Below are 23,430 nucleotides of genomic sequence, written 5' to 3'. Positions count from 1 at the left end.
GACTCAAAAATTGACAGTGAAGAAGGGTCTAGTGAATAATTTTCTCTACAAAAAAATAATTTACAGGTAAGATGAAAGGTTTGAGTTATAAAATTTTGTGTATAGGCTTAATAGTAAAGCGTCAGCTATTGCTTATGGGTAATCTATTCTTGACCTCTGGATTGGTACAGGGCAATATCAAAGCTTCCAGCGTTTATATCTTTTTATTACACAAGTTAACTTGTTCAACGTCTAAGATTTGGGACAAGCTGCGGGGCAATTTATCTTGTAAATTGACTTCTCCATACTCTCAATGGTTTTTATATTCTTGTATTATAATTGTAACTTTATTACACCCCTATTCTACTAAAGCGGTTGATAAGGATAAAATGGAATGGATGCAAAATGATATCAATGAACTCAATGAGAGATATAAAAATGCTTTACCAGTTCCTGACACACTAGATAGTGGAATGAAGGAAGGTAATGCTCTATTAGATCTAACACAATCAAATTGGATTGCTACTAACCAACAAGTAGAAGCAAATAAAGCTATTAAATTTGATTGGGATACTAGTGGGGCCACTACAGTAAACAGCAACAAATATAAAGTACTTTATCGCATTGATCCCAGATTTAAGGAACCCCAAATATTCATTAAACGCTTTAATCCGCAAACTAACAAATATGAAGCCACCGATTATCCAGCTCTTACTACTACGGGGCCTGATAAAGATTATCCGTACTTGGCATTAGCACTAATGCCACAATATGTAGAGTATTTTACTTCTAAGTCACCAAAAATTCTAATCAAGCCAGGAGATGTAATCAATATTACTCTGACAGACGCGGATGATTTTTTTGTAGTAGATGCTGATCCAAATATATTAGCTTCAGAACTTGATTCCTCCCCTATTGCTCTATCAATGCTTTATACTAATAGCAATCTTATAAATAAAATAATATATTCTTCTGCCAAAGAAGTATGTGATTTTCTTGATCCTCGTAGAACTTCTCTATGCCAAACTACTACTGACGGCAAGGCATTAATAAAAGATAATGATAGGATGGGGCTTGTTGGTAAACCATTAGGTGATACCTTAACCAATAGCTTGCTATCTCTTATAAGTAGTTGCCCTGAAGGAAGAAATGATAAAGATAATAGCCCAGCATGTTATTATGATCAAGGAAGAGGAATGAATATAAGGGTGAATGACACCATTATCAAGAGCCAGGCAGAGAGTTTTGCATATTCTACTAAGCTGAATAAATATTTTTTATATTATAAATCTAATACTACAGGAAATTTAAATTTTACAACTGACTGGCACATTGCTCAAGGTATGTTTGACACAACAACCAGCACTTTTATGCAAGACTGGGGTGCTCCAGCTAGTATTGCTAAGCTACATGGTAGGTTTAAAAGTAAAGATTTAGGGGCTCACTATCTACATTTTGGCCGTTATATTATGAAGGTAGAAGTGGGTAATGGGGAAAAAGGCGAGCTTACCGCAAAACAACAACAAAATATTCACGTTAAATATGTGATAGTAGGTGCCGGTGAAGCAACTCCTACTGCTTCAACTCCTGGCATAACAATTGACCAAAATGCCTCTATTGATGCTCAAAATTCTGGTTATTTATGGCTCAAGGTAGAGAATCCTAATCCTGAAGTGAGCGGGGTAGTTAATGTAAAATATGCAGCTTATACTGGTAGCACCTGGTTTTCAGATATTGTATTTACCAAAATAGTGTCGCCAATCATTACAAAATTCCATCAAATTACTAAAGATTTCTATACAAAATTAGCTCGCAATCCATCATTAGTGCGAATTAGCAAACTGGCCTTAATACTATATGTCTCTATTTATGCCTTATCATTTCTAGCAGGGGTGGTCAAAATCACGGCTAAGGATTTGCTAATAAGGCTCTTTAAAATAACTTTAATCGTTACTTTAGTACAAGAAAATAGTTGGGAATTTTTTAATACTTATTTATTTAGTATATTTACGGATGGTACGTACTATATAGCAAAAAATGTCGTTGGCATTACTAGCAATAATGCCAATATTTTTGGTTTTATTGACCCAATATTTGCCAGATATACAAATGGGCAATTCTGGCTGCTGCTATTTATAGAACTACTACAAATCAATAATGGCTTTACTATTATAGCTCTGATGGTGATATATTCTTTAACCCTGTATTTCAGAGCAATTTTAGAAGTAATAGTTAGTTATGTTGTAGCATATGTAGGAATATCAGTGATGATATCGTTAGCACCTTTTTTCTTCATATTACTATTATTTGAGAAAACAAAAACTATTTTTGATAACTGGATCTCAACGTTATTTAGTTATGTAGTACAACCCAGTATATTATTAATATTTTTTTTATTAATAGATCAAATTATATCGGAACAACTCTTAAAAACTGTGGTTAGTGCTGATTGGGGAATCTTAATTCCTATAAGGATAGGATTAGATTTACATTATTTAGGCATACCATTTGAAACTCCTTCTTTTGAAATACCATTTTTCCCTGGCATACCTTTCTTTATTCCTAATCCTATCCCACTTACTACTCTCGAAAATTTTAGAAGTAATACAGGGACCTTTTTAGTAATATTTAGCAGCGCTTTACTATTTTATTCTTTTTGCTTAATGTCTAAAGGTTTAGTACATTATATTACGATAGTTGCTGCACAATTAACAAATGTCATTCCTGCCAAGCGAGAAGGCAAGCGTCAAGAGCCTGATACTCCTGCGTCTTCTATAGTCGACGATATCACAGGTGGTGTCACAAAAGTCAAGAATGTGGCCTTGGCACCTGCTAGAATATTGAAAGAGAAGTTTATAGACCAGAATTATACGGCAAAACGCCCTCAGGGCAGTACGAAAAAAAACTATCTAGACAAAATATTTGCTTCACGGAATGATAGAGATACATAGGATCCAGGATGAGCTAATAAAGATTAGTGAACCATTAATCTTGTGTTTAATCATTTTTTGATCATATTAAATATTTTTTATAAAGCCCAGTATAACGTGATTTAAACCTAGGTGTTTGATACATGAAAAAATTTTTTACCACTTTATTAATTTCTATATTTTTCCTTTCAGGCTGTACTGGCGATAGGTGTATTGATGCTGATGACTTTGGCTTCATCAAATTCATTATTTCTTCAAGATATCCGAAAGAACAACTATCTATTAAGCAGCAAGATAATCAAACAGCTCCTTGGGTTGATAGCGAGTATAAAGTTAACGGTCAACCCCTAACGATATTAGTAAAAACTTGGGACTACCGGAAGGGTGATCAAAATAATGAGAGTGAATTATCAGCGTGGGGCCCTTGGTATGGGACTGAAAAGAATTTCCATACTTTATCTGATTTTTGCCTTAGACTGCCTGAATGTCATTTTAGAGATGGGATAATGTGTCCTACCAAAAAGAAGAAAGATGCAGATATTGATAACGCTCCGTGCTTATTGAAGAATGGGGTAGGATTATATTTCTTAATTGCTGATAGGGGTACTGATCCAAATATCTCAGAATCAACTCAACGTACCCCTAAAGGCATTACTAGGCATTTAGGAGAGCCCCGGAAGGATTATAATTTGTATGATCTAACTAAACGAGGGGAATTAGTACCAGCAGGAGGAATAAATTATCAATATGAGCACGATCAGACGAAAAGCGCTAACTATTCTCAATGTCCACTATATTTTAAGATTTTAGATAAATTTTATGATGATAATAATGGGCAATATCGCATAGTGATTAAGTCAGGGGTTAGTGATACAAGGCCCGATCCTCTTGAGTTTCTTACCAATCTTATAACAGCAGAACTATTTGGCACGAAAAAAAAATATGCCCGATTATTTGGTAATAATCAAAAGCAATCATTATCTGACACGGATCAAAAACAACTAGCATCATCAAATCCGTACACGCCGGAAGACGGAATAGTGAAATCTGTATATGAAAAGATTATTAAAACCCCAGGATATAGACTTACAGTTTCAGCTTTATTGACCTTATATGTCATGTTTACAGGATTTTCTTTTCTCATAGGCAATGTTAACATGAGCCATACTGAATTAATAGTAAGAGTACTAAAAATCACTATAGTATCTATTTTACTAAGTTCTAGTCAGAGCTGGCAATTTTTTAACGATTATTTATTTGTGTATTTTGTCGATGGAGTGCAGGAAATATTGCGGATAATAAAAGAGACAAGTACCACTGGGCCAGGTTCTTCAAGCCTTATCGGTCTAATGATCGCTCCCCAAACGATGGCAAAGCTCTTTTCGCTGTTATTTGTAGATCCGCTAGGGTTTATCTATATATTTTTCTATTTGATAGCTCTATATTTTATCTTCACCTTGATATTTAAGGCTACTATTATATACCTTACCGCGTTGATAACTATTGGGATGATTATCACAATGGCCCCGATATTTATTTGTTTTATGCTCTTTGGTATTACTCGTTCTTTATTTGAGAATTGGTTAAGGCAATTAATCAGTTATGCAATTCAGCCTATCATATTATTTACCGGGCTTGCTTTTATTGCGATTCTTATTAGAACCGAAATATATTCTACCTTAGGTTTTGCAGTGTGTAAGCATGATTTTCCACGTTTAGGAACTATAACGGAGCTTTTTAAGGGAAATGAAGGTTTAGATAGTAGTATTGAAGGCTCATTCTTTTATTGGTGGTTTCCATCACCTCTAAAAAGGGAACACCCACCTCTCAAAACTAATATACTAGTACCTGTAGACCATACTATACCTGATGGGACGCCTGCAGGTAAACTATGTCTAGCTTATGAATGTATTGAAAATAGATATGTTGAATGGCCATTTTTAGATCCCAATGATCCTAAGGATCAGGCACGGATTGACAGTTTTGCTAACGGTAGATTTGTTCAGCTAGATGGATTATTTTTAATTTTTGCATGTATTTATCTACTGACAAAATTTAATGACATAGCTGTGGCAGTTGCTCGTTTCTTATCAAATACAAGTGGTAATCTTACTAGATTAGAACCAGTAGGCCAGCTAGCTTATGCCCCAATAGAGAAGCAGATAGATAGGCCGATGAATTATGTTGTTAACAGTACTAAGAAACGAGTTAGTAGCTTTGTAGACCCCTGGATCTATAAGCATATTTCTCTACCGTTTGAAGAGCGCATGCAAGAAAAAGTAGCCCTAGATGCCTTAAATCCTAATGCCGTGCAATCTAGTGTTCTAGCTGAAGTTAAAAGAAATTACGGCATAGATTATAGTGACGTGAATGTTAATGCAGGGGAAGATTATACGAAAGCTATTGAATCTATTTTAAATAAAGGCAAAATTGCTAATGCTAGTCAAAAGGCTACGAAACTAGCAAACCAAAGTTACACTGATTTACGGGATAGTATAGCCCATCTTAAATATGAAAAATCTTATAATGCTTTGAATGAGAGTCAGAAGCAGGAGATGGATGCTTTAATAAAACTTGATACTAAGAGCACCTTAAGAGAATTAGCAAGTGATGCAAAATTTACTAGAGATTTCCAAGAGGCTTATGTAGCATCTCACGCTGCAATGTCACAAAGAGGCACTGGTTACTTTGGCAAAAAATTCTATGCCTTACGTCTCTTACAAGAAATACAATATAATAAAAAGACTAAAGAAAACTTACGTCAAGCGAAGCGTAAGGATAGAGGAGAACAAATTTATGAAACTTGGACCGGTATAAAACGTAATCTACTTACGGCTATAGTTGGCAAGAAGGTACGAGACGCTATTGAGGGCAATCTGACTAGTGCTGAATATCATGATTTTAATTATAATGACTCTAGGCTAAGAACTCATCGTGAAATTCGTCAAGATGAGGCCAGGGCACTAAAAGCGCAGGAGTTAAACAATCAAATTAATAGAGAAACTAGGAAGGTTCAAGAAGACATATTATCCCCAGAATATTTAGCAAGACTTGCCCAGCAGCAAAGATATTCTGAGATTGAATCTTATGAAAAGCTAGCTAAGGCCCAACTTGCTGAAGAAATATATAATAAGTTGAGTTCTGATTATGAGGATGGTCATGAAATAGAACCGGCCTTAATGGGAGAAAGGTTTATCCGGGAGAAAGCAACAGATCAACAAACGCGGGATATGATAGATCAAATTTATAAGAAGCAGGAACAATTAATTAAGCAGGACAGATATATAAGAAGAGAAGAGCGTTATAAAAGTATATATGAAAACGCTGCCCGTAATATTAATCAGGAGCTGGATGTAGACGCAGCGACTATGGATAAATTGCATTATAGCACTAAAGTATTAGAAAACATTGAAAAAAGAAAACAATTTATTAGAGAAAAAACTCTAGATTACATTCGGGAAATTAATATATATCGTATGGACGCCAAAATGTCTGAATATGTTAAACCAGATTCAACTAAATAACCGCTTGACAATTAGAATACCCCTTCTTCTATTGTGAGGCGCTGCAATATTTAAGATTTGGGAGAACTATATTTTTTGTAACTTATACTTTATCATTTTATTAAAGTATGTTATAATAAGTATAAGCAAACCATCTGGCCTAATCTATACTTTAATTATATGCTCGCATTCCTTACGATTTTGGTAGTCAATTTGCAAAAGTAAAGAGCATAATCTTCATAATTTTAGAGATACTAAACCTCTCTTATAGTAATGGAGGTGGATTTGATGAGTACAAAAGAGTCAACGCGGCTTTCATCTTTTGCACCAATCTAATATTTAGTGCTGGTTTATAATACACAAAAGCTATAGTTAATGTGATTTAGTTCAGGATATTGGAATTTTAAAGTCAGGTTGCAAGGTGCCGTATAGATAATATATGAGCACAACAAAAATTCTGTAAAATTTTATAGGGTTACTAGGTTCTGTGAGCATTTCGATGTAATATAGGTATTTTCGCTTACAGAACCGTAGCGCACTAGGGTGTATGCGAGGATTCGAAAATGAAAATAACAACAAAAATCGATCATTAGATAAAAATGTTCACAGAACTCAGCAAAACTACCGTAGGCTATAGACAAATTGATCCTAGTGAGAACTAAAGTCAATTTAGCTAGAAGCAATATTTTAGCCAGACTTTTTGGCATATCTTGACTCAAAACATAGAAAACGGGCAGAAGGGTCTACTTATTGTAAGAAATTAATTGACATTTGCCGCATAAAATACCACAGCAAGGACCTAGAATTTTACTTATAGAATTTTAGGACTTTTAATATTTAAAGAGTCTATTCTAGTTTTATAATGGAAAGGAGTAAGCATGCCAACATCATCTGAATTTAACATAGGCGAAAGAATTGTGTATCCATCTCACGGAGTTGGAGAAATAATGAATATAGAGCATCAAGTTATAGCTGGAACTACCATCAAGGTATACGTAATATTGTTCCCTCAAGATAAAATGACTTTAAAAGTACCGGTCAATAGAGCTGCGGTAGCAGGACTCAGGAAGCTAGTGAGTAAAAATGATTTACTCTTGATATATTCTACTCTTCAAAGCAAGCCTAAGCAAGGTAATAGGATGTGGAGTAGAAGAGCCCAAGAATATGAAAGTAAAATAAATTCTGGCAATGTGGTCGCGGTCGCCGAAGTAGTAAGAGATCTATATAAAAATGTTGATAGTGATAGATCGTATAGCGAAAGAACAATATACGAGTCAGCCTTAAATAGATTAGCAGGAGAATTAGCTATACTAGAAAATATCAAATCTGAAGAAGCAGTTAGTAAATTAGTAGAAGTATTAAGAGACAAAATTGCCGCGTAAACAAATGATACCATTTCCGAAAACTAATTATCTACGTTCGTCGTACTTCATGATTTTCTGCTCCTCACGTATACGTCTGTACGCGTAGGTAGCGGGCACTCGTACTCCTAGTGCTAATTCGGTTTTGGGAAATGGTATGAGCTAATGCAATAGTAAGATAATTATTCTTCTATTGCATTGAGGCAGCATAATTAAAACTAGTTTATTTTATTTTCCTATCATCTTTATTGTATCTAACACTTTGGTAGCTACCTGCCAATCACTAAACGATATTTTATTATCTTTAATTATTTGATACTCCTCATGACCTTTGCCGGCAATCAATAAAATATCATATTTATTAAGGTGTGTTATAGCGTGAGTAATAGCCTCTTGTCTGTCTGCTATTTCCTGATAATGAGAATTATTATCACCTATACCTTTAATAATTTGTTGTCTTATTAAGGCAGGGATCTCATGCCTAGGATTATCATCTGTAATAATAATTTGATCTGCTATTTTGCTAGCTACCTGTCCCATCTGCCATCTTTTTGTCATATCTCTTCCTCCTCCACAACCAAATATAACTTTTAATAAACCAGTAGTTTCTTTGATAGATTTAAGCTCTAGCAAAGTCTTTTCTAATGCCTCTGGAGTATGAGCGTAATCAATTACTACATGGTAAGGGCTATTATCCTTACTAACTCTTTGCAATCTCCCTTTCACAGCTTTAATTTTCGGTAATTTTGAGAGTATTTCTATGAACGGAAAACCAGTCAGCTGTACCATCATTGCTGCAATTAGTAAATTAGCAGCTTGAAAACTTCCGATTATACTAGTATCAAAATTATAGCTTTGCTCTTTATAAGTAAAGCGAATATTTTGGCCATAAATTGATTGCTTGGTACTGGTAATGTTTACATCGCCCCCTCTGCCAACAGTTAAAAATTTTATATTATGTGCTTGTAAATAATTTTGAACAAACCTTAATTGTTTGATTTCCGAATTGATAACAGCCACACCTGATGGTAAGAGATTGTTAGTAAATAACCTTAATTTTGCCAAAAGATAAGAATCCATATTTTTGTGGTAGTCAAGATGATCTTGGCTAAAACTAGTAAAGCATGCAGCTTGTACTTTTATACCATCTAATCTTTGCTGATGCAACCCGTGACTAGAAGCTTCAAAAGCAATATAATGAATATTACTCGTTGCAAGGATATGAAAAATTCGCCTAATCGTTAGAGGATCGGGAGTAGTAAGAATAGGGGCTTGATCTAAAATTTCTTGAATAAGGGGGAGATGAACGGGAGGGGAATATTCAACCCCCATAGTGCCAATTGAACTACTACTATGGCCTAGTAATGAATATAATTGCCGACAATATGATACTACAGAAGTTTTTCCATTGGTACCGGTAGCTGCTACCCTATATTGAGGTAATAACGGATAAAAAATATTAATTGCATCTAACAAAGCTAATCTAGCATCTTCTACTAGCACTATATTCACTTTATTAGTAGCAATATTTGGATTATTTAGAGAGGCAGGATTGTCGGTGACAATGAATTTTATCCCCTTTTTTATTACGGCATCAATAAAATTATTACCATCAATAGTGAGGCCTTTGATAGCAAAAAATATATCCCCTGCCTGGGCTAGCCGAGAATCCGAAGCTAAGCCAGTAATTTCTTGAGAGTTTATTGCAGAATAAAAGTGGTTCAAGGGTTTATGCAATTTGATCCTAGTGATTAGGAATATATTCTTATTAAAAAATTATAATGTAAAATAAAAGTCTGCTAAGAGCAAGCAGTATTTTCCTCCAAATGCTGCCAGGGTAATTTCAAACTCATACCCTGAAGCTGGAAAAGTCTTAAACAATTCTTAGACAAGTGTAACTTATGTCCTTACAAACGTCATTGCGAGCACAGCTAACAATCCAGAAAATAATCTATAAACAACCCCTGTTATATTTTGTCAACAGACCTTAGATATACCAATAAATCACCCTATTTTAGCTAAAAAATTTTGTCAACCGCACCTGCCTCCCTAAATTTATTTCTCACTTTTATTATTTATCTATTGTAATTCAATTATAAGATAAATATAATGAACTATTTTAAATTACAGATTCATCATGATTCCTTAATTAAGTTTTTATAATATCTTTATGAACATAGAAAAGCTAATGATACAACTATACTTACACAACCCCAAAATTGTAGCGCCAGAAGTACAAGCAGCCTTTATTAGACTACAGCAAAAATTTATTAGTTCAAGAAGAATCTCTTCTTCTCGGGGCTGAAATATTAGACTTCTTTTAGAGCTCGCTTCTGGTAGGGAATTTGAATAGGGCTCTTCGCTTCAAACCGCAGCGTACGTAAGTGTAGGTGAGGATTTGAGCCTAGATTCATTGTCCAAATTACCATCTCAAGTAGAATTTCGACAGAAGTCTATTGTAACTTAGCCATAATTAACTAACCAGAATGTATTATAGTAATTTTATGTCAAACTCTTCACTCACAAGACAAGATTTATCAATTATAATAGGGAATGGTTTAGACCATTTTGACACAGCTATATATGGTTTTATTGCCCCGCTCCTATCAAAAATTTTTTTTCCTCACCATGACCCGATCGTCAGTTTAATTTTAGCTTATAGCGTTCTTGCAAGTTCAATAGTTACTAGACCGGCTGGTGCAATAATTTTTAGTATAGTGGCAAAAAAATGGGGGGCCCCTTTAGCTTTATCTTATTCATTAATAGGGGTTGCTATTGCTACTATATTAATGAGTGTTATTCCCTCTTATGAGACGATAGGATGGATCGCACCTCTTATGTTAACTATTGCACGAATGTTACAAGGAATATTTGCAGAAGGCGAAACTTCTATTGCAAAATTATATATTTTAGAAAATAAACCTTATACTCAAGCTTTAAGAGCGTCGACATTATACCAATTGTCTACCATGTTAGGCATTATTATTGCATCATTCATGAGCACACTCTTGATTATTTTCAATGCTACTGAATATTGGAGATTATGTTTCATCTTTGGTGGTAGTACAGCTATTATAGGATATTACTTAAGAAAGAACTTAACGAAAATCCCAATATCAATTAAGCCCAAAGTGCAAATACATACTATTATCAGCAATACTATAAGTTTAATTATTAATAATAAGATGAATATTCTTTATGTGGCGGTGGTGAATGGTTTCTCGTATATGACTTATGCCATACCTTTTATAGTGATGAATAGTCTTATCCCTTTGATTACTTCAATAACATTCGAAGAAATGATGACATATAACACGTTATTATTAGTTGTGGATGCCGCTCTATTTGCTGCAATATTCCCCTTGATAGGTTGGGGGGTGGCCAAATCCACTCCTCGTAGAGTAATGTATATATGCGCTCTTCTTTTATCGATTACTATTATTCCCTTATGGTGGTTTGTGGATAATGCTTCTTTTTGGTATGTGACTTTCATTCGTGTATGGATTATTGTGTTAGGAGTAATTTTTGCCTGTCCTCTTAATATATGGGTTAATAATTTATTACCAGCATCCGATAAATATTTGCTCTCTAGTATTAGCAATGCGATAGGAAGCTCGATATTAGGGCGTTTTACCCCTGCCCTTTGTATTGCTCTTTGGCATTTTACCGGCACTTCTATATCGGTAGCTATATATATTGCCATCACTGCGATAGTGACTATATGGGCCTTAAAAAAAGGTAGCACACAGGCATAAATACATTAGACCTCTTGCATAACCTAAAGATAACTGAGGAATTTTTAGGAAAAACGAAGTCGAGCCGAGCTGCGTACTTAAATTGTACGTGAGGAACGGAGACGAGTTTTGACAACAAAATTACCAATTAGATTAGGTTATGCAAGAGGTCTATTAAGATAAAATAAACTTATACCAAGTTGCTTTCTTCACATTAGGTCGTCGTATTTCGAGATTCGTCGTGCTTAGCTAGATCTACTAGGTTCCGTGCGCCTCACCACTCATACTCCTATTACTGTCTTGAAAGCAACCTGGTATTAAAAACATCAAACGCATATATTAACAATTAATGATATATTCACTTTATTTATATAAAAATAAATTGCTAACTATACAGAAATCAATATATTTTTTGTATTATCACATGTTATAGAAACAGAATGATTTGGTCAGCACAAAACTTAAGTAATTGCTTAAACATAGCAATACACCCTAATATTTGGGGACGGCAAATACAATTTAATTCTAATGATGTATTAGAAGGAGATATCTTTATTGCTCTTAAAGGTAATGGCGATGGCCATGATTATGTGTTAGATGCTATTGCTAAGGGGGCAAATGCCGTAATTATCAGCCGGGAAATACCAGGGTTAGATACAAATAAAGTTATTATGGTTGCAGACACCTTATTGGCTTTAACTAAAATGGCTGAATATAAGCGGCAAAAATCACAAGCAACCTTTATTGCGGTTACTGGCAGTAGCGGTAAAACGGGCACTAAGGAAGCAATTAACACTATCTTAAGTTGCTTTAGCCCAGTTTTTGCCAGTCGAGGTAATTTTAATAACTATTTAGGAGTACTGATTAACCTTGCTTCTATGCCTGATAATATAGAATATGCTATATTTGAGCTAGGTATGAATCATGTAGGAGAAATTAGAAAACTAACCAAAATGGTCAAACCTAGTATCGCTGTAATTACCACTATATCAGAAGCACATATTGAGTTTTTTAACTCTAGCGCTGAGATTGCAGATGCTAAGTGTGAGATTTTTGAGGGAATGGAGAAAAGTGGGATAGCTGTTATAAATATAGACAATAAATACTATCATCGAGTTTTAGATAATCTGCAAAAACTAGCAATAAAGAATATATTTACTTTTGGCAAATCCTTGAGTGCAAAATCCCGGTTAGTACTATATCAAAATCAAGGTCAAAACGTACATTTACAATATGAGGTCTCTAATAACATACTGGCTCAGAACCTAGATATTGTAATGCCGCTTATACCAGAACACTATGCAGTAAATTACGCTGCTGTTCTGCAAGTAGCATCACTACTCAATAAAGATCTAGAAGTAGCAGTGAAGCAGCTGACAAAAATATCCCCTATTGAGGGGCGTGGTAAAATGGTTAAAGCTGAATATAATAATTTAAATTTTGATATTATTTGTGATTATTATAATGCTAACCCAGAATCCCTTAAAGCCTCTTTATTATATTTCAAACAACTGAGCCATAAACAAAAAATAGCTATAGTGGGAGATATGCTAGAATTAGGAACAAATTCTGTAAAGTTACATCAAGAGATAGCGCCTTTAATTATTGATTCCGGGGCTAAACTAGTCTTGTTAGTTGGTAATTATGTAAGATATATATATGATTTACTTCCTCATCATATAGAAAAACATCATTTTGATAATGTAGATACATTGATAAACAACATACAGGAGGTGCTTAGTGGTAATGAATTAATTTTAATAAAAGGCTCCAAGAGTATTAAACTGTATAAAATTCTACAGATTTTTAAGGTATTGTAATGATCTATAACCTACTAGCCCCTTATATCCACACCTCACATATTGCCAATCTATTTCATTATATTACTTTTCGTATGGGCCTTGCTATGCTATTTAGTTTGTTTATCTCGTTTTTAATAGGACCACGTATAATTAAATTTTTGCACAATCTTCAGAAACATGGTCAACCGATTCGTGATGATGGCCCCGAAGCACATAAATTAAAAATAGGCACCCCTACCATGGGGGGAATCATGGTGATTCTTTCTGTTTGTATTTCCACTTTATTATTTACTGATCTCACTAACAAATATATATGGATAGCATTATTTATATTTATTAGCTTTGGAATAGTAGGATTTATTGATGACTATTCCAAGATCACCAGAAATAATCATCGAGGAGTTAGCGGAAAAAAGAAATTATTATTTCAAGCACTTATTTGCTTCACCGCGTGTTTGTTATTAAATAGCGTTAATAATCCAAATAACAATATACTTAGTATACCTTTTTTCAAGAATTTGGTTCTTGATTTAGGACTATTTTATATACCATTTTCTATGTTTGTTATAGTTGGTGCTTCCAATGCCGTGAATTTAACTGATGGACTTGACGGACTTGCAATAGTCCCGATCGCTATTACGGCTGCATCTTTTGCTCTAATTATCTATTTGGCTGGTAATAATTTTTATGCAAATTACTTACAAATTATTTATGTCCCCTATATTTCTGAATTAGCAATTTTTTGCACTGCAATTGTTGGAGCTAGCCTAGGATTTTTATGGTTTAATGCACAGCCGGCAGAAATATTTATGGGAGACACGGGTAGCTTAAGTTTAGGGGGAGCACTTGGAGCAATCAGCGTGATTTCTAAACATGAAATTGTCTTAGCAATTATCGGCGGGTTATTTGTCATTGAAACTTTATCTGTAATCATTCAAGTATATTACTTCCGAATATCTGGGGGGAAAAGAATTTTCAAAATGGCTCCATTACATCATCACTTTGAACAAGAAGGATGGCCAGAATCAAAGGTAGTAATACGTTTTTGGATTATAGCGATAATATTTGCATTAATTGGTTTATCGTCACTCAAATTAAGATAAGCTATATATTCCACAGTACACAACGTTAACACAAATTTAAATTATTAAAATTTAGGTAATAGATTCTTATATTACTGGACAAACCTTAAAACTGGTTGTAAATTAGTAGCAATGCACAACTGATTGTACGGTCTGTTGATTCTATGCACTAACATTTAATATAACCACGAGCCTAGTGCAACCCTAGGCACTAATATATTACCGCTTTTAGAACCTCAATTCAAGCACGCAAGAGAAGAATCTCTTAATTGCGTTAATCTCACTGGCTTTAGTTATGATAGTCCAATTTATTACAGAAACACTTAAAAAATTTGACCCTAACTTTGATGAAGCGAGGCTTAAACTAGCTATTCACTGTAACTTTAAATCTCATAAAAGTAATGATAACTATGCCTTAAAAATAGCCAAAATAATTACCTCAATATATCCTGATAGTAATGCTGTTATTACTGCTTTATTGTTTTTTAGTGCCAATAAACATAATTCAGAACTAATAGACGCTCAATATGATAATACTGAAATAATTGCCCTATTTAAAGCAACAAGCAAACTGTTTAAAATTTATAATAGATATTATTCTAATAAACAGCAGGACACTTTTCAACTATTATTATCCTTAGATCAAGATATAGCTATCAGAATCTTACTCATAAGATTTAGTTATTTATTGCATAAAATAATATATTCAACAAAAATAATATATATGGAATATTATTTTATTGCATTAGAAATAAGCGATATTTACGTCCCTTTATTAAAAGCAGTAAGGTTAGAAGATATCCAGACTATTTTACAAGATCTTTGTTTTCAAATATTACAACCGGAAATCAGTAAATTTATATATTCTACTTTAGAAACGCAATATCTCAACAGAGACCTATTGAATAATGAAGTAATTAATAATTTACATAATATTCTATCTCGTATAGATATCTGCTATAAAATATATGGACGCATTAAATCCCCATACTCAATATGGAAGAAAACAGTTTATAAGTCTAGTGAGGTAGAGAAATTATTCGATATTATTGGAGTGAGAATAATAGCCAATAAGGAAACTGAATGTTACAAAATATTACAAACTATTCATAATGATTATAAAATTATCCTAGGCAGGTTCAAGAATTTTATTACTTTCCCTAAAAGCAATGGGTATCAATCACTACACACTGTAATAGTAAACCCAGCGCTACAGAAGATAGAAGTGCAAATATGCACCCAAAAGATGTATGACATTACTAGCCTTGGCTTTGCATCCCATTTGCACTATAAAATGCGAGCCATAATAAACCAAAACCTCAATATTACGTATAAGATATTAAACAATCTAATATCAACTAGACTAAGTAAATTTATTCTCTCTATCCAACAAAAAACTTTTCACACCGGTAATAGAGGGAGATTCCTCAGCCCATATATATTAGATGGAAAACAAGACAGTACTCCTTTACTCTCTATGCTTAAATCACAACAGAATTTGGAATCGCCGCTAGAAATGTCCCGTTCTGTTTCAGCAGATTTAACTCTACTTAAACAACAACATACTATTGCCACTGCAATAGCGCCAGTTAGGCTGCCTTACGTCGAGCGGCTAGTAAGTGAGGTAGGCAATATAAAGCAAAATAAAACTTCTACATTACCCAACCAATTCAACGCTTTGACAGTTCCGGTTTTAAAAACAGATATAGACAATACGATGCTAGAAACTGCCAACACATTAGCGCATAGAAGCAAGAGACAACTAGCAAATATAGCAAACAAAGGTGCTGGCATCCAAGAAATCCTGCCGTCTCCTATATCTCATATGCTCAATGGATTTCAAGAATTGAATTTCATTTGCCAGGCGCAAGAGAGAGCAGCTCCGACACTGCAGTACGTAAGCACGGGAAACTTTTATAAAATGAAAAAACCACCCTTGAAAGCCAAGGAACATACTCCAACAACCAATAATACGATACCACAAGAAACTCCAGCCACATTAGTATTGAGAAATAACAGCAGTATAGAAAATATAGAGCAAAGTACAGGCGCTCAGGAAATCTTACCGCTACCTCTATATTATACCACAACCAATATATGCGAAATACCCACTGAATCTCCTGCCCCAGCCCCAATCGTGCGAAGAGCGAAGCGTGAGGTAATAAATATAGAAAGGGATGAAACCCCAGAACCTAATAATACAATAGCAGATAACCACGTTCCAGGCCACAACGTTAGTGAAATAACAGCACCTATTGTACTAGATCCTAATATTAATACAGAATTCAAGAGCCCCCTTGACGCACTCCAGAACACTGTAAATAGTATTCCATGCGATAGCATCATACATCATATGAACACATTATGTGCCGATGAGACAGGTGAGGTAGTGATAGAGCTTATAGAGTCTTTTATATACTATCGTGCATTTGATAATATGAAAATGTTATGTGATAATGACCTTAACGAATCTTTGATATTACCGGTACGGGAGAAAACATTTGAGGATATAAAAAAATTGTGTGATAGGAATTTTCTTGCCACGCCTAATATCCCTATAGACCCTCTGACATACGCGGATATACTGAATAATATAAATATGATTTATGGGTATGCGGTACTTAACCACTCTAAAGATTTTATCATAACTTATCTCTACGAGAATATACGCGATAATATAACAATATTATATGACTATCAGACACTTGAACGATTTAAAGAATGTATAGGATTGCTCCTATTCGAGTGTATGATTCACAACATCCAAAAATTGTATAATTGTCATTCCCTTGAACAACTTACAACATTTATGATGGATGATCTATCCCAATCCTATAATGGTTGCTCACTTGCCCAACTTAAAGAAGGGATTGTATGTTCCATATACAACACCGCACTTCATAATATAAAAACACTGTATGACTGTTATTCCCTTGAACAGCTTACAGTATTTGGAGAATTTGTGATATCTACTAATCCACCGAACACATATTACAGGCCCCTAGCAACTATAAGTGAAATCAACCCAGAAGTATTCATAGAGAACGAACATGAAGAGCTAGATAGGATTTCAACGTCACAGCTGCAAACGCCAAAGAACCATTTTACTACCCTAATAGACCCTCCTTTATTACCTACAAATAACAAGTTCCTCTTGTCGCTTAACGCACTTCACGACTTTATTACTCAACACAAGGCTACACTTTATAATATATCAATGTCCGATCCCCGTACCAAAAATAATAAATTACTAGAGCTAGAATATAATACACGGGATCATTTGAAAAAGTTGTGTAAAAACGGTACTCTTGATGGACTAAAAGAGACTTCTTGGCTAAACACCAGCCCAGTGAATCACCCTAAGTCACCATCTCATAACATCGGGCCAGAAGGGTTAACGCGCGGTGATTTATATAAAAGTATATTATTCCATCTACCCTATTTACGTAAATGTGAATCACTTCCTCAACTTGAACAGGCTGTAAAATTTATTTTACATGATCAAACCCTTGAGAAAGCAGCCCAGGAGTCAATATCTGAATGTGAGAGCACACATCTGATACATGTGGCACCGACCTTGTATGATTTCGACTACTAACATTTCCTTCACACAACCGGCTCTGTGAACTTTTCTATTTAAAGTTACATTTCTGATTATTTTTTAGCGACAATTAATAGGATTTTTGCAGGAATATTGGTCATATTTCAAAAAAATCCTGTTAATTTACAGCAAAAAAGAAGCGAAATTAAATTAAGTAAAAAAGTTCACAGAGCCTAGTATATTCCTATAACTTGAAGAGTTAGGCAGTAGCAAAGCCCAAGGAATACAAGCAGTACCTATAAGTACATGTCTACCCTCTTCAACCTTTAAGGCTAATTGTTAGCTTTATGGCACGAGACTACGCCAATTCTTGCGGTCCCTAGAGTTATATTATTGCGCCGGTAATTTTGCCACTTGCACTATAGCAGGACGCAGCAATCTATCTTTAATTTTATACCCTACTTGCATTACCGCTATTATAGTATCTTGTTCATGTTCGTTGGAAACAATTTGAGAAATAGCATGGTGAATATTATAGTCAAATTTTTCTCCTGGTATTGGCTCTATTGACTCCAAACCATGTTTTTTTAGTATGTTCACTAAATCGCTCCTGGTCATTTCAACACCAGTGATAATGCTGGCCACTTCATCATCCCTGATATCTTTGAGCATGTGTTCCAGAGCTCTAGAAAGGTTATCATTAACCGTCAGCAAATCTTTGGCAAAAGCAACAATGGCATAGTCTCGAGTATCGGTAATTGTTTTTTCTAAACGTTTCCTAGTATTTTCTGCTTCTGCCACTGTTCTCAATAATTTCTCTTGCAATATCTCAACTTGGCCCTTTAAGTTAGTAATTTCTGCTACATTCTCTTGCCATACCATAGACTCTAAATCTTGTTCTGTTTCCTTGGTACTGCTAGTATCATTAGGAGATTGTAATTCCTGCAGGGTCGTATCTTTTTCTAGGGTATCCATATCTTTTTCTGGTTGATTATCCATATATCGCTTTTCTCTTGCAAAAGTTTATTTTTTTTACATATAGTATAAGTTTTTATATTTTCAAGTCAATTTTAATGAAGAAATAGTTTATGAGACCTTCAAAACGCAAAAACAATCAATTACGTAATATCTCCATTAAACCATCAATCCTTCTTAATGCCACAGGTTCTTGTATTATCAAATGTGGTAATACCCATGTTATTTGTAGCGCTACTTATGAACCTACTGTACCGCCATTCTTACGAGGCCAAAATCAAGGCTGGATAAATGCGGAATATGGCATGTTACCAAGCTCTACTAATCAACGAGTCAAACGCGAGGCAACCCAAGGTAAACAATCAGGGAGAACTCAAGAAATACAGAGATTAATAGGTAGATCTCTGAGATCTACCATTGATCTTGGGGCTTTAGGAGAAAGACAATTTATTATTGATTGTGATGTCATCAACGCAGATGGAGGTACTAGAACCGCTGCAATTACTGGTAGTTATGTAGCGCTTCATTTGGCCATTAGCTCATTAATTTCTAGAAAAATCTTAAAAACCAATCCTTTACTGCAGCAAGTCGCTGCCATTTCATGCGGGATATATAAGGGGCAGCCGATAGTGGATCTGGATTACATTGAAGATAGTAATGCAGAAGTAGACGCCAATTTTGTGTTCACTAGTAATGGGCATATAATAGAGATTCAAAGCACTGCTGAAAGAAAACCATTTACTGCCGAGCAATTTAATTCTATGTTACAATTAGCCCAGAACGCTACCTCGGAGCTCTTCCATCTGCAAAATAAAATATTATTAGGTCTAAACTAATGCAAAGGTTAACAACTTATTAATTTGCTTGATTTTCTTAATTATCTCTTTATATTTCTGATGTTATTGCCCTTATAGGTATAACTTATACCAACAATATAATTAACTATTATAACGCGAGCTCGCGTTTATAACACAAGGAGGAAATATGAAACGCACACTGAGCTGGCCAGCATCAACAGCAGAGTCTCAAGATAAGACACTAAAATCACTTATCGCACAGTTACGTCAGTTCACTGCGGTCGTAATATGGCAGGATACATTGCAGGCGGAATTGCCGAAGACGTTTAAAGAATGGCAGACGAAATTGCCGAAGGAATTTAATGCATTGCAGGCATTTAAGGCATTGCAGACAGGAGAAATACTAAGAAATTTATCCTTATACTCAGAGCAAGATCTTATCGCATCCCATAAAATCGTAGCTAGTTGTGCAAGTGTAATGGCAGACGCATTAGAAAGCAAACCAACAATATCAGTAATGTACCGAATTTATGCAATAGAAGAATATATTAAGGCATGTCATTTAGAACAAAAGCATACTCTAACAGATAAGGTTGCCTTAAACAATTATCATTTCTTAAACAGCACCGCTGATCAATTATCTAACCAATTATTATTATGGAACAGCTCAGAACCGCCTAGCAGAGAAGAAATGAACACAGCGCAAGTACTTGCGGCTATATCCCTTGTGCCGCCAACACAAACACAAGCCTGCCACGCTTTAGAAAAAGCTCAGGAGTTTATAGATACGTATTTGCAGAAAGTATATAGCTTTGCACACAAGATAGCAGAAAACCAGAGTAATGGTTATTGGAATAATATGGATGAGACATATAGTATGACACCCAGCCCAACGGCCTCATACAGTACCCTACCATGTGATACTGAAGTAGAGAAAATATTCACCGGACAGGAGTTAACCGGACAGGAGTCACCATTTTTTAATGAGTCAGATGATCCCTGCTAACATAATTATCCTACAGTAAAGTAAGCGTAAACAAAAACTCAATCAATCTATAGCAAGGTTCTCTTTAACCTTGCTTAGCTTTAAATCTCTTATTTTTCTTATTTATTACCAGGATCTTGCCTTTTCTTTTAACCACTTGACAATCCTTATCTCTTTTCTTTAGAGATTTCAAGGAACTTACAACTTTCATATACCCAACCTTTATCCCTACTGACTTAAAAGCTTATAATATACTAAATTAGCTTTTATTAGTAGATAACATTAAAAACGTTGACAATAATATTTTTTCTTATGTCAGTCAACTTAAAACTTAAATATTCACTGAATAGTAAGCTTGCCCTAAGGCAATTATTAGAGTATCTTGCGTTTTATCAACTGTTTGTTACTTAATAATAGATTATGTTAAACAATTATAAATTATTTATTATTTTTTTATTTGGTTTAATTAGTGGCTTTACACTCTTGATTACTGGTAATACTTTAAATTACTGGTTATCTAAGGAAGAGATTGATTTACAAACAATAGGAATATTTGCTTTTATTTTACTCCCTTACTCCATAAATTTTTTATGGGCTCCCATCTTCGATACTATCTATTTAAGGGGCTTACACAAAATACTAGGGCATAGATTATCCTGGCTTTGCGTAATTCAATTGTTTTTGGCTGTATTTATTTTTCTTTTAAGTCTCATAAACCCTAAATATAACCTCCTAATATTTGCCTTAATAGGATTAGTAATAGCTTTTTTAAGCTCAGCACAAGACACCTTGCTTGGAGCTCTTAAAACAGAAATCATTGCAAAAGAAGCACAGGGAGCAGCTGCAGGAATCTATATTTTTGGTTACCGCAGCGGCATGTTAATCTCCGGCCCGACGGCCATTTATTTATCAGCGCATCTTGGTTGGGATAGTATATATAAAATTTTTGCTACTTTCGTGCTATTTTATTCAGCTATTTTAACTATTAGCTTGTTAAACCTAAACAATCCTCCTGCACCCGTAATAATTAGCAGTAAAAACCAAGAATGGGGGAATAGCACCGCTTTTATCCAAAATATATTAAAGCCGGTTGGGCCATTATCTTTGGTCTTAACTATAATAATTTTTCTTATTTTATATAGACTACCAGATAACTTTATCAATATGATGATCAATCCATTTTTAATCCATATTGGCTATAATGAATTGGAAATAGCAAGTACTGGCAAATTCTTGGGAATAGTATCCGCAATAATGGGCGGATTAATAGCCAGCTTTATTATGAGAAAAAAGAATATAATAGACAGTCTATTATTATTTGGCATATTACATATGTTAGCACATACCTTTTTTATTCTGCAAGAAATATATGGTAAGAACTTATTATTACTATTTATCACTATAGGTTTTGAAAGCATCACTGGTGGTATGGCCATGGCAGCATACATAGCTTTTATAGCTTCAATATGTCAAGGTAAATTTCGTGCTACTCAATATTCTTTTTTTACTGCCATGATGGGCTTTTCTAGATCGATTTTTCCTGCCCTTTCCGGCTATATTGTAGTGCAACTCGGTTGGCACAATTTTTTCCTATTTATTATCATTATTACCCTCCCTTCATTATTACTACTCAAAAAAATTGCCTACTTATTAAAAGTCAAGAAGTAGTGCCCTTACTGATCAATAAAAAAATTTTACCTTTTAATTGCTTTTTCACTATACATATTAAACATATTTATGTTAAATTAACATTAACAGCTGTTATAGTCAATTTAATAACTATTACAGTAAGCTTATCAACTTAAACATGAGTAATTTATGACACAACCAAAACTTTCATCTAATACCAGACCTCCTGTTCTCAGATCTGTTTCTAGCAGTGTACCAGAACCATTAGAACACACAACCAATATAGATGTTGCAGGTAACCCTAGTTATACAACAAAGATCATAGATACGGCATCCTCTAAAACTGCTAAAATATTCTACGCTGTTACGGTACTCGCCGCAGCTGGGACAGGATGTATAGTAGGGCTGCTATTCCATTATAACGTATTGCCTGGATCTAATGATTTCTCTTATTCTAATGATACACTTGCTTCCCTCAATGGTACAGATTTTAATACCACCGATCTTACGCCACTACTAGGAGCTAATATTTAGCAATAGACCTCTTGCATAACCTAATCTAATTGGTAATTTTGTTGTCAAAACTCATCTCCGTTCCTCACGTACAATTTAAGTACGCTGCGGTACTCGACTTCGTTTTTCCTAAAAATTCCTCAATTATCTTTAGGTTATGCAAGAGGTCTAATCTAGAATTCTTGCATAATAGACTTCGAATTTCAAGAATTGGATTTGATTTTATCTGGGTGTCGCATGCTCACGTATAGCCTTCGTTCTTTAGCTGGTGACACTTGAATTTAAAAGTGAGGTTGCGAAAATAGTATAGAGAATATGTGAGCACAACAAAAATCCTGCAAAATCAAGTGTCACCAGCTAAAGAACGAAGGCTATACTTAAATATGTACGCTCCGCGCGCTCACCCATCAAAATTAAATCCAACTCTTGAAATCCATTGAGTATATATACTGCTCGCAGATGAAAAGTTGGTAGACGAAGGTCAACTTCAAGAAGAGCAAGGAGTGTTCAAGTCTCAGAGCGCAGCGTACTTATGTACGTGAGCATCTGAGAACTTGAACAACGACGATGCCAATTCTTGAAGTTCACCGAGTATATCA

General features: G+C 34.6%; 14 protein-coding genes. 11 read left to right on the top strand and 3 right to left on the bottom strand.

What is annotated here, in order from left to right; all coding sequences use genetic code 11:
• The first annotated feature begins 71 nt into the window (after window positions 1-71).
• The 3 genes from ACFELV_RS05360 (at window position 72) to ACFELV_RS05350 (ending at window position 7,794) form a co-directional block, all read left to right on the top strand.
• Entirely contained in the window at window positions 72-2,930 is a 2,859-nt protein-coding gene (locus ACFELV_RS05360) for a type IV secretion system protein (protein WP_375327075.1), read from the top strand.
• A 122-nt stretch (window positions 2,931-3,052) separates the two neighbouring features.
• The gene (locus ACFELV_RS05355; RefSeq protein WP_375327074.1) at window positions 3,053-6,433 is read left to right on the top strand and encodes a type IV secretion system protein; all 3,381 of its coding nucleotides are present in this window, start codon (window positions 3,053-3,055) and stop codon (window positions 6,431-6,433) included.
• Window positions 6,434-7,290: 857 nt separating this feature from the next.
• The gene (locus ACFELV_RS05350) at window positions 7,291-7,794 is read left to right on the top strand and encodes a CarD family transcriptional regulator (protein ID WP_375327073.1); all 504 of its coding nucleotides are present in this window, start codon (window positions 7,291-7,293) and stop codon (window positions 7,792-7,794) included.
• Window positions 7,795-8,001: 207 nt separating this feature from the next.
• Here ACFELV_RS05350 and ACFELV_RS05345 read toward each other — a convergent pair whose 3' ends face one another.
• Window positions 8,002-9,498 carry a UDP-N-acetylmuramoyl-L-alanyl-D-glutamate--2,6-diaminopimelate ligase gene (locus tag ACFELV_RS05345; protein ID WP_375327528.1) on the bottom strand — a complete coding sequence of 499 codons (1,497 nt, stop codon included), beginning with the start codon at window positions 9,496-9,498 and terminating at the stop codon, window positions 8,002-8,004.
• A gap of 779 nt (window positions 9,499-10,277) precedes the next feature.
• On the opposite strand from ACFELV_RS05345, the gene ACFELV_RS05340 reads away from it, so the two are divergent.
• The 4 genes from ACFELV_RS05340 (at window position 10,278) to ACFELV_RS05325 (ending at window position 17,989) form a co-directional block, all read left to right on the top strand.
• Window positions 10,278-11,528, top strand: a complete 1,251-nt coding sequence (locus ACFELV_RS05340; protein ID WP_375327072.1) for an MFS transporter — start codon at window positions 10,278-10,280, stop codon at window positions 11,526-11,528.
• Between the two features lie 419 nt (window positions 11,529-11,947).
• Window positions 11,948-13,327 carry a UDP-N-acetylmuramoyl-tripeptide--D-alanyl-D-alanine ligase gene (locus ACFELV_RS05335; protein WP_375327071.1) on the top strand — a complete coding sequence of 460 codons (1,380 nt, stop codon included), beginning with the start codon at window positions 11,948-11,950 and terminating at the stop codon, window positions 13,325-13,327.
• On the top strand, window positions 13,327-14,412 hold the full coding sequence (mraY, locus tag ACFELV_RS05330) for a phospho-N-acetylmuramoyl-pentapeptide-transferase (protein ID WP_375327070.1): 1,086 nt from the start codon (window positions 13,327-13,329) through the stop codon (window positions 14,410-14,412). The genes ACFELV_RS05335 and mraY overlap by 1 nt, the downstream gene beginning before the upstream one ends.
• Before the next feature lie 274 nt (window positions 14,413-14,686).
• The gene (locus ACFELV_RS05325; protein ID WP_375327069.1) at window positions 14,687-17,989 is read left to right on the top strand and encodes a hypothetical protein; all 3,303 of its coding nucleotides are present in this window, start codon (window positions 14,687-14,689) and stop codon (window positions 17,987-17,989) included.
• A gap of 333 nt (window positions 17,990-18,322) precedes the next feature.
• On the opposite strand, the gene grpE is transcribed toward ACFELV_RS05325, so the two are convergent.
• Window positions 18,323-18,907, bottom strand: coding sequence for a nucleotide exchange factor GrpE (gene grpE / locus ACFELV_RS05320; protein WP_375327527.1), 585 nt, complete (start codon window positions 18,905-18,907; stop codon window positions 18,323-18,325).
• A 113-nt stretch (window positions 18,908-19,020) separates the two neighbouring features.
• Between grpE and rph the strand changes: the two genes are divergently transcribed.
• Both rph and ACFELV_RS05310 read left to right on the top strand, forming a co-directional pair.
• Window positions 19,021-19,743, top strand: coding sequence for a ribonuclease PH (rph, locus tag ACFELV_RS05315; protein ID WP_375327068.1), 723 nt, complete (start codon window positions 19,021-19,023; stop codon window positions 19,741-19,743).
• 148 nt (window positions 19,744-19,891) lie between these two features.
• Entirely contained in the window at window positions 19,892-20,710 is an 819-nt protein-coding gene (locus ACFELV_RS05310) for a hypothetical protein (protein ID WP_375327067.1), read from the top strand.
• 64 nt (window positions 20,711-20,774) lie between these two features.
• Here ACFELV_RS05310 and ykgO read toward each other — a convergent pair whose 3' ends face one another.
• Window positions 20,775-20,900, bottom strand: a complete 126-nt coding sequence (gene ykgO / locus ACFELV_RS05305) for a type B 50S ribosomal protein L36 (RefSeq protein ID WP_375327066.1) — start codon at window positions 20,898-20,900, stop codon at window positions 20,775-20,777.
• Between the two features lie 209 nt (window positions 20,901-21,109).
• Between ykgO and ACFELV_RS05300 the strand changes: the two genes are divergently transcribed.
• Entirely contained in the window at window positions 21,110-22,357 is a 1,248-nt protein-coding gene (locus tag ACFELV_RS05300) for an AmpG family muropeptide MFS transporter (RefSeq protein ID WP_375327065.1), read from the top strand.
• Between the two features lie 150 nt (window positions 22,358-22,507).
• Window positions 22,508-22,852 (top strand): hypothetical protein, encoded by a 345-nt coding sequence (locus tag ACFELV_RS05295; RefSeq protein ID WP_375327064.1) that lies wholly within the window; start codon window positions 22,508-22,510, stop codon window positions 22,850-22,852.
• The last annotated feature ends 578 nt before the right edge of the window (window positions 22,853-23,430 follow it).

Origin of the sequence: Candidatus Tisiphia endosymbiont of Nemotelus uliginosus (genome assembly GCF_964264835.1) — a bacterium.
Lineage (GTDB): Bacteria > Pseudomonadota > Alphaproteobacteria > Rickettsiales > Rickettsiaceae > Tisiphia.
This window is presented reverse-complemented; position numbering and strand designations above follow the sequence as displayed.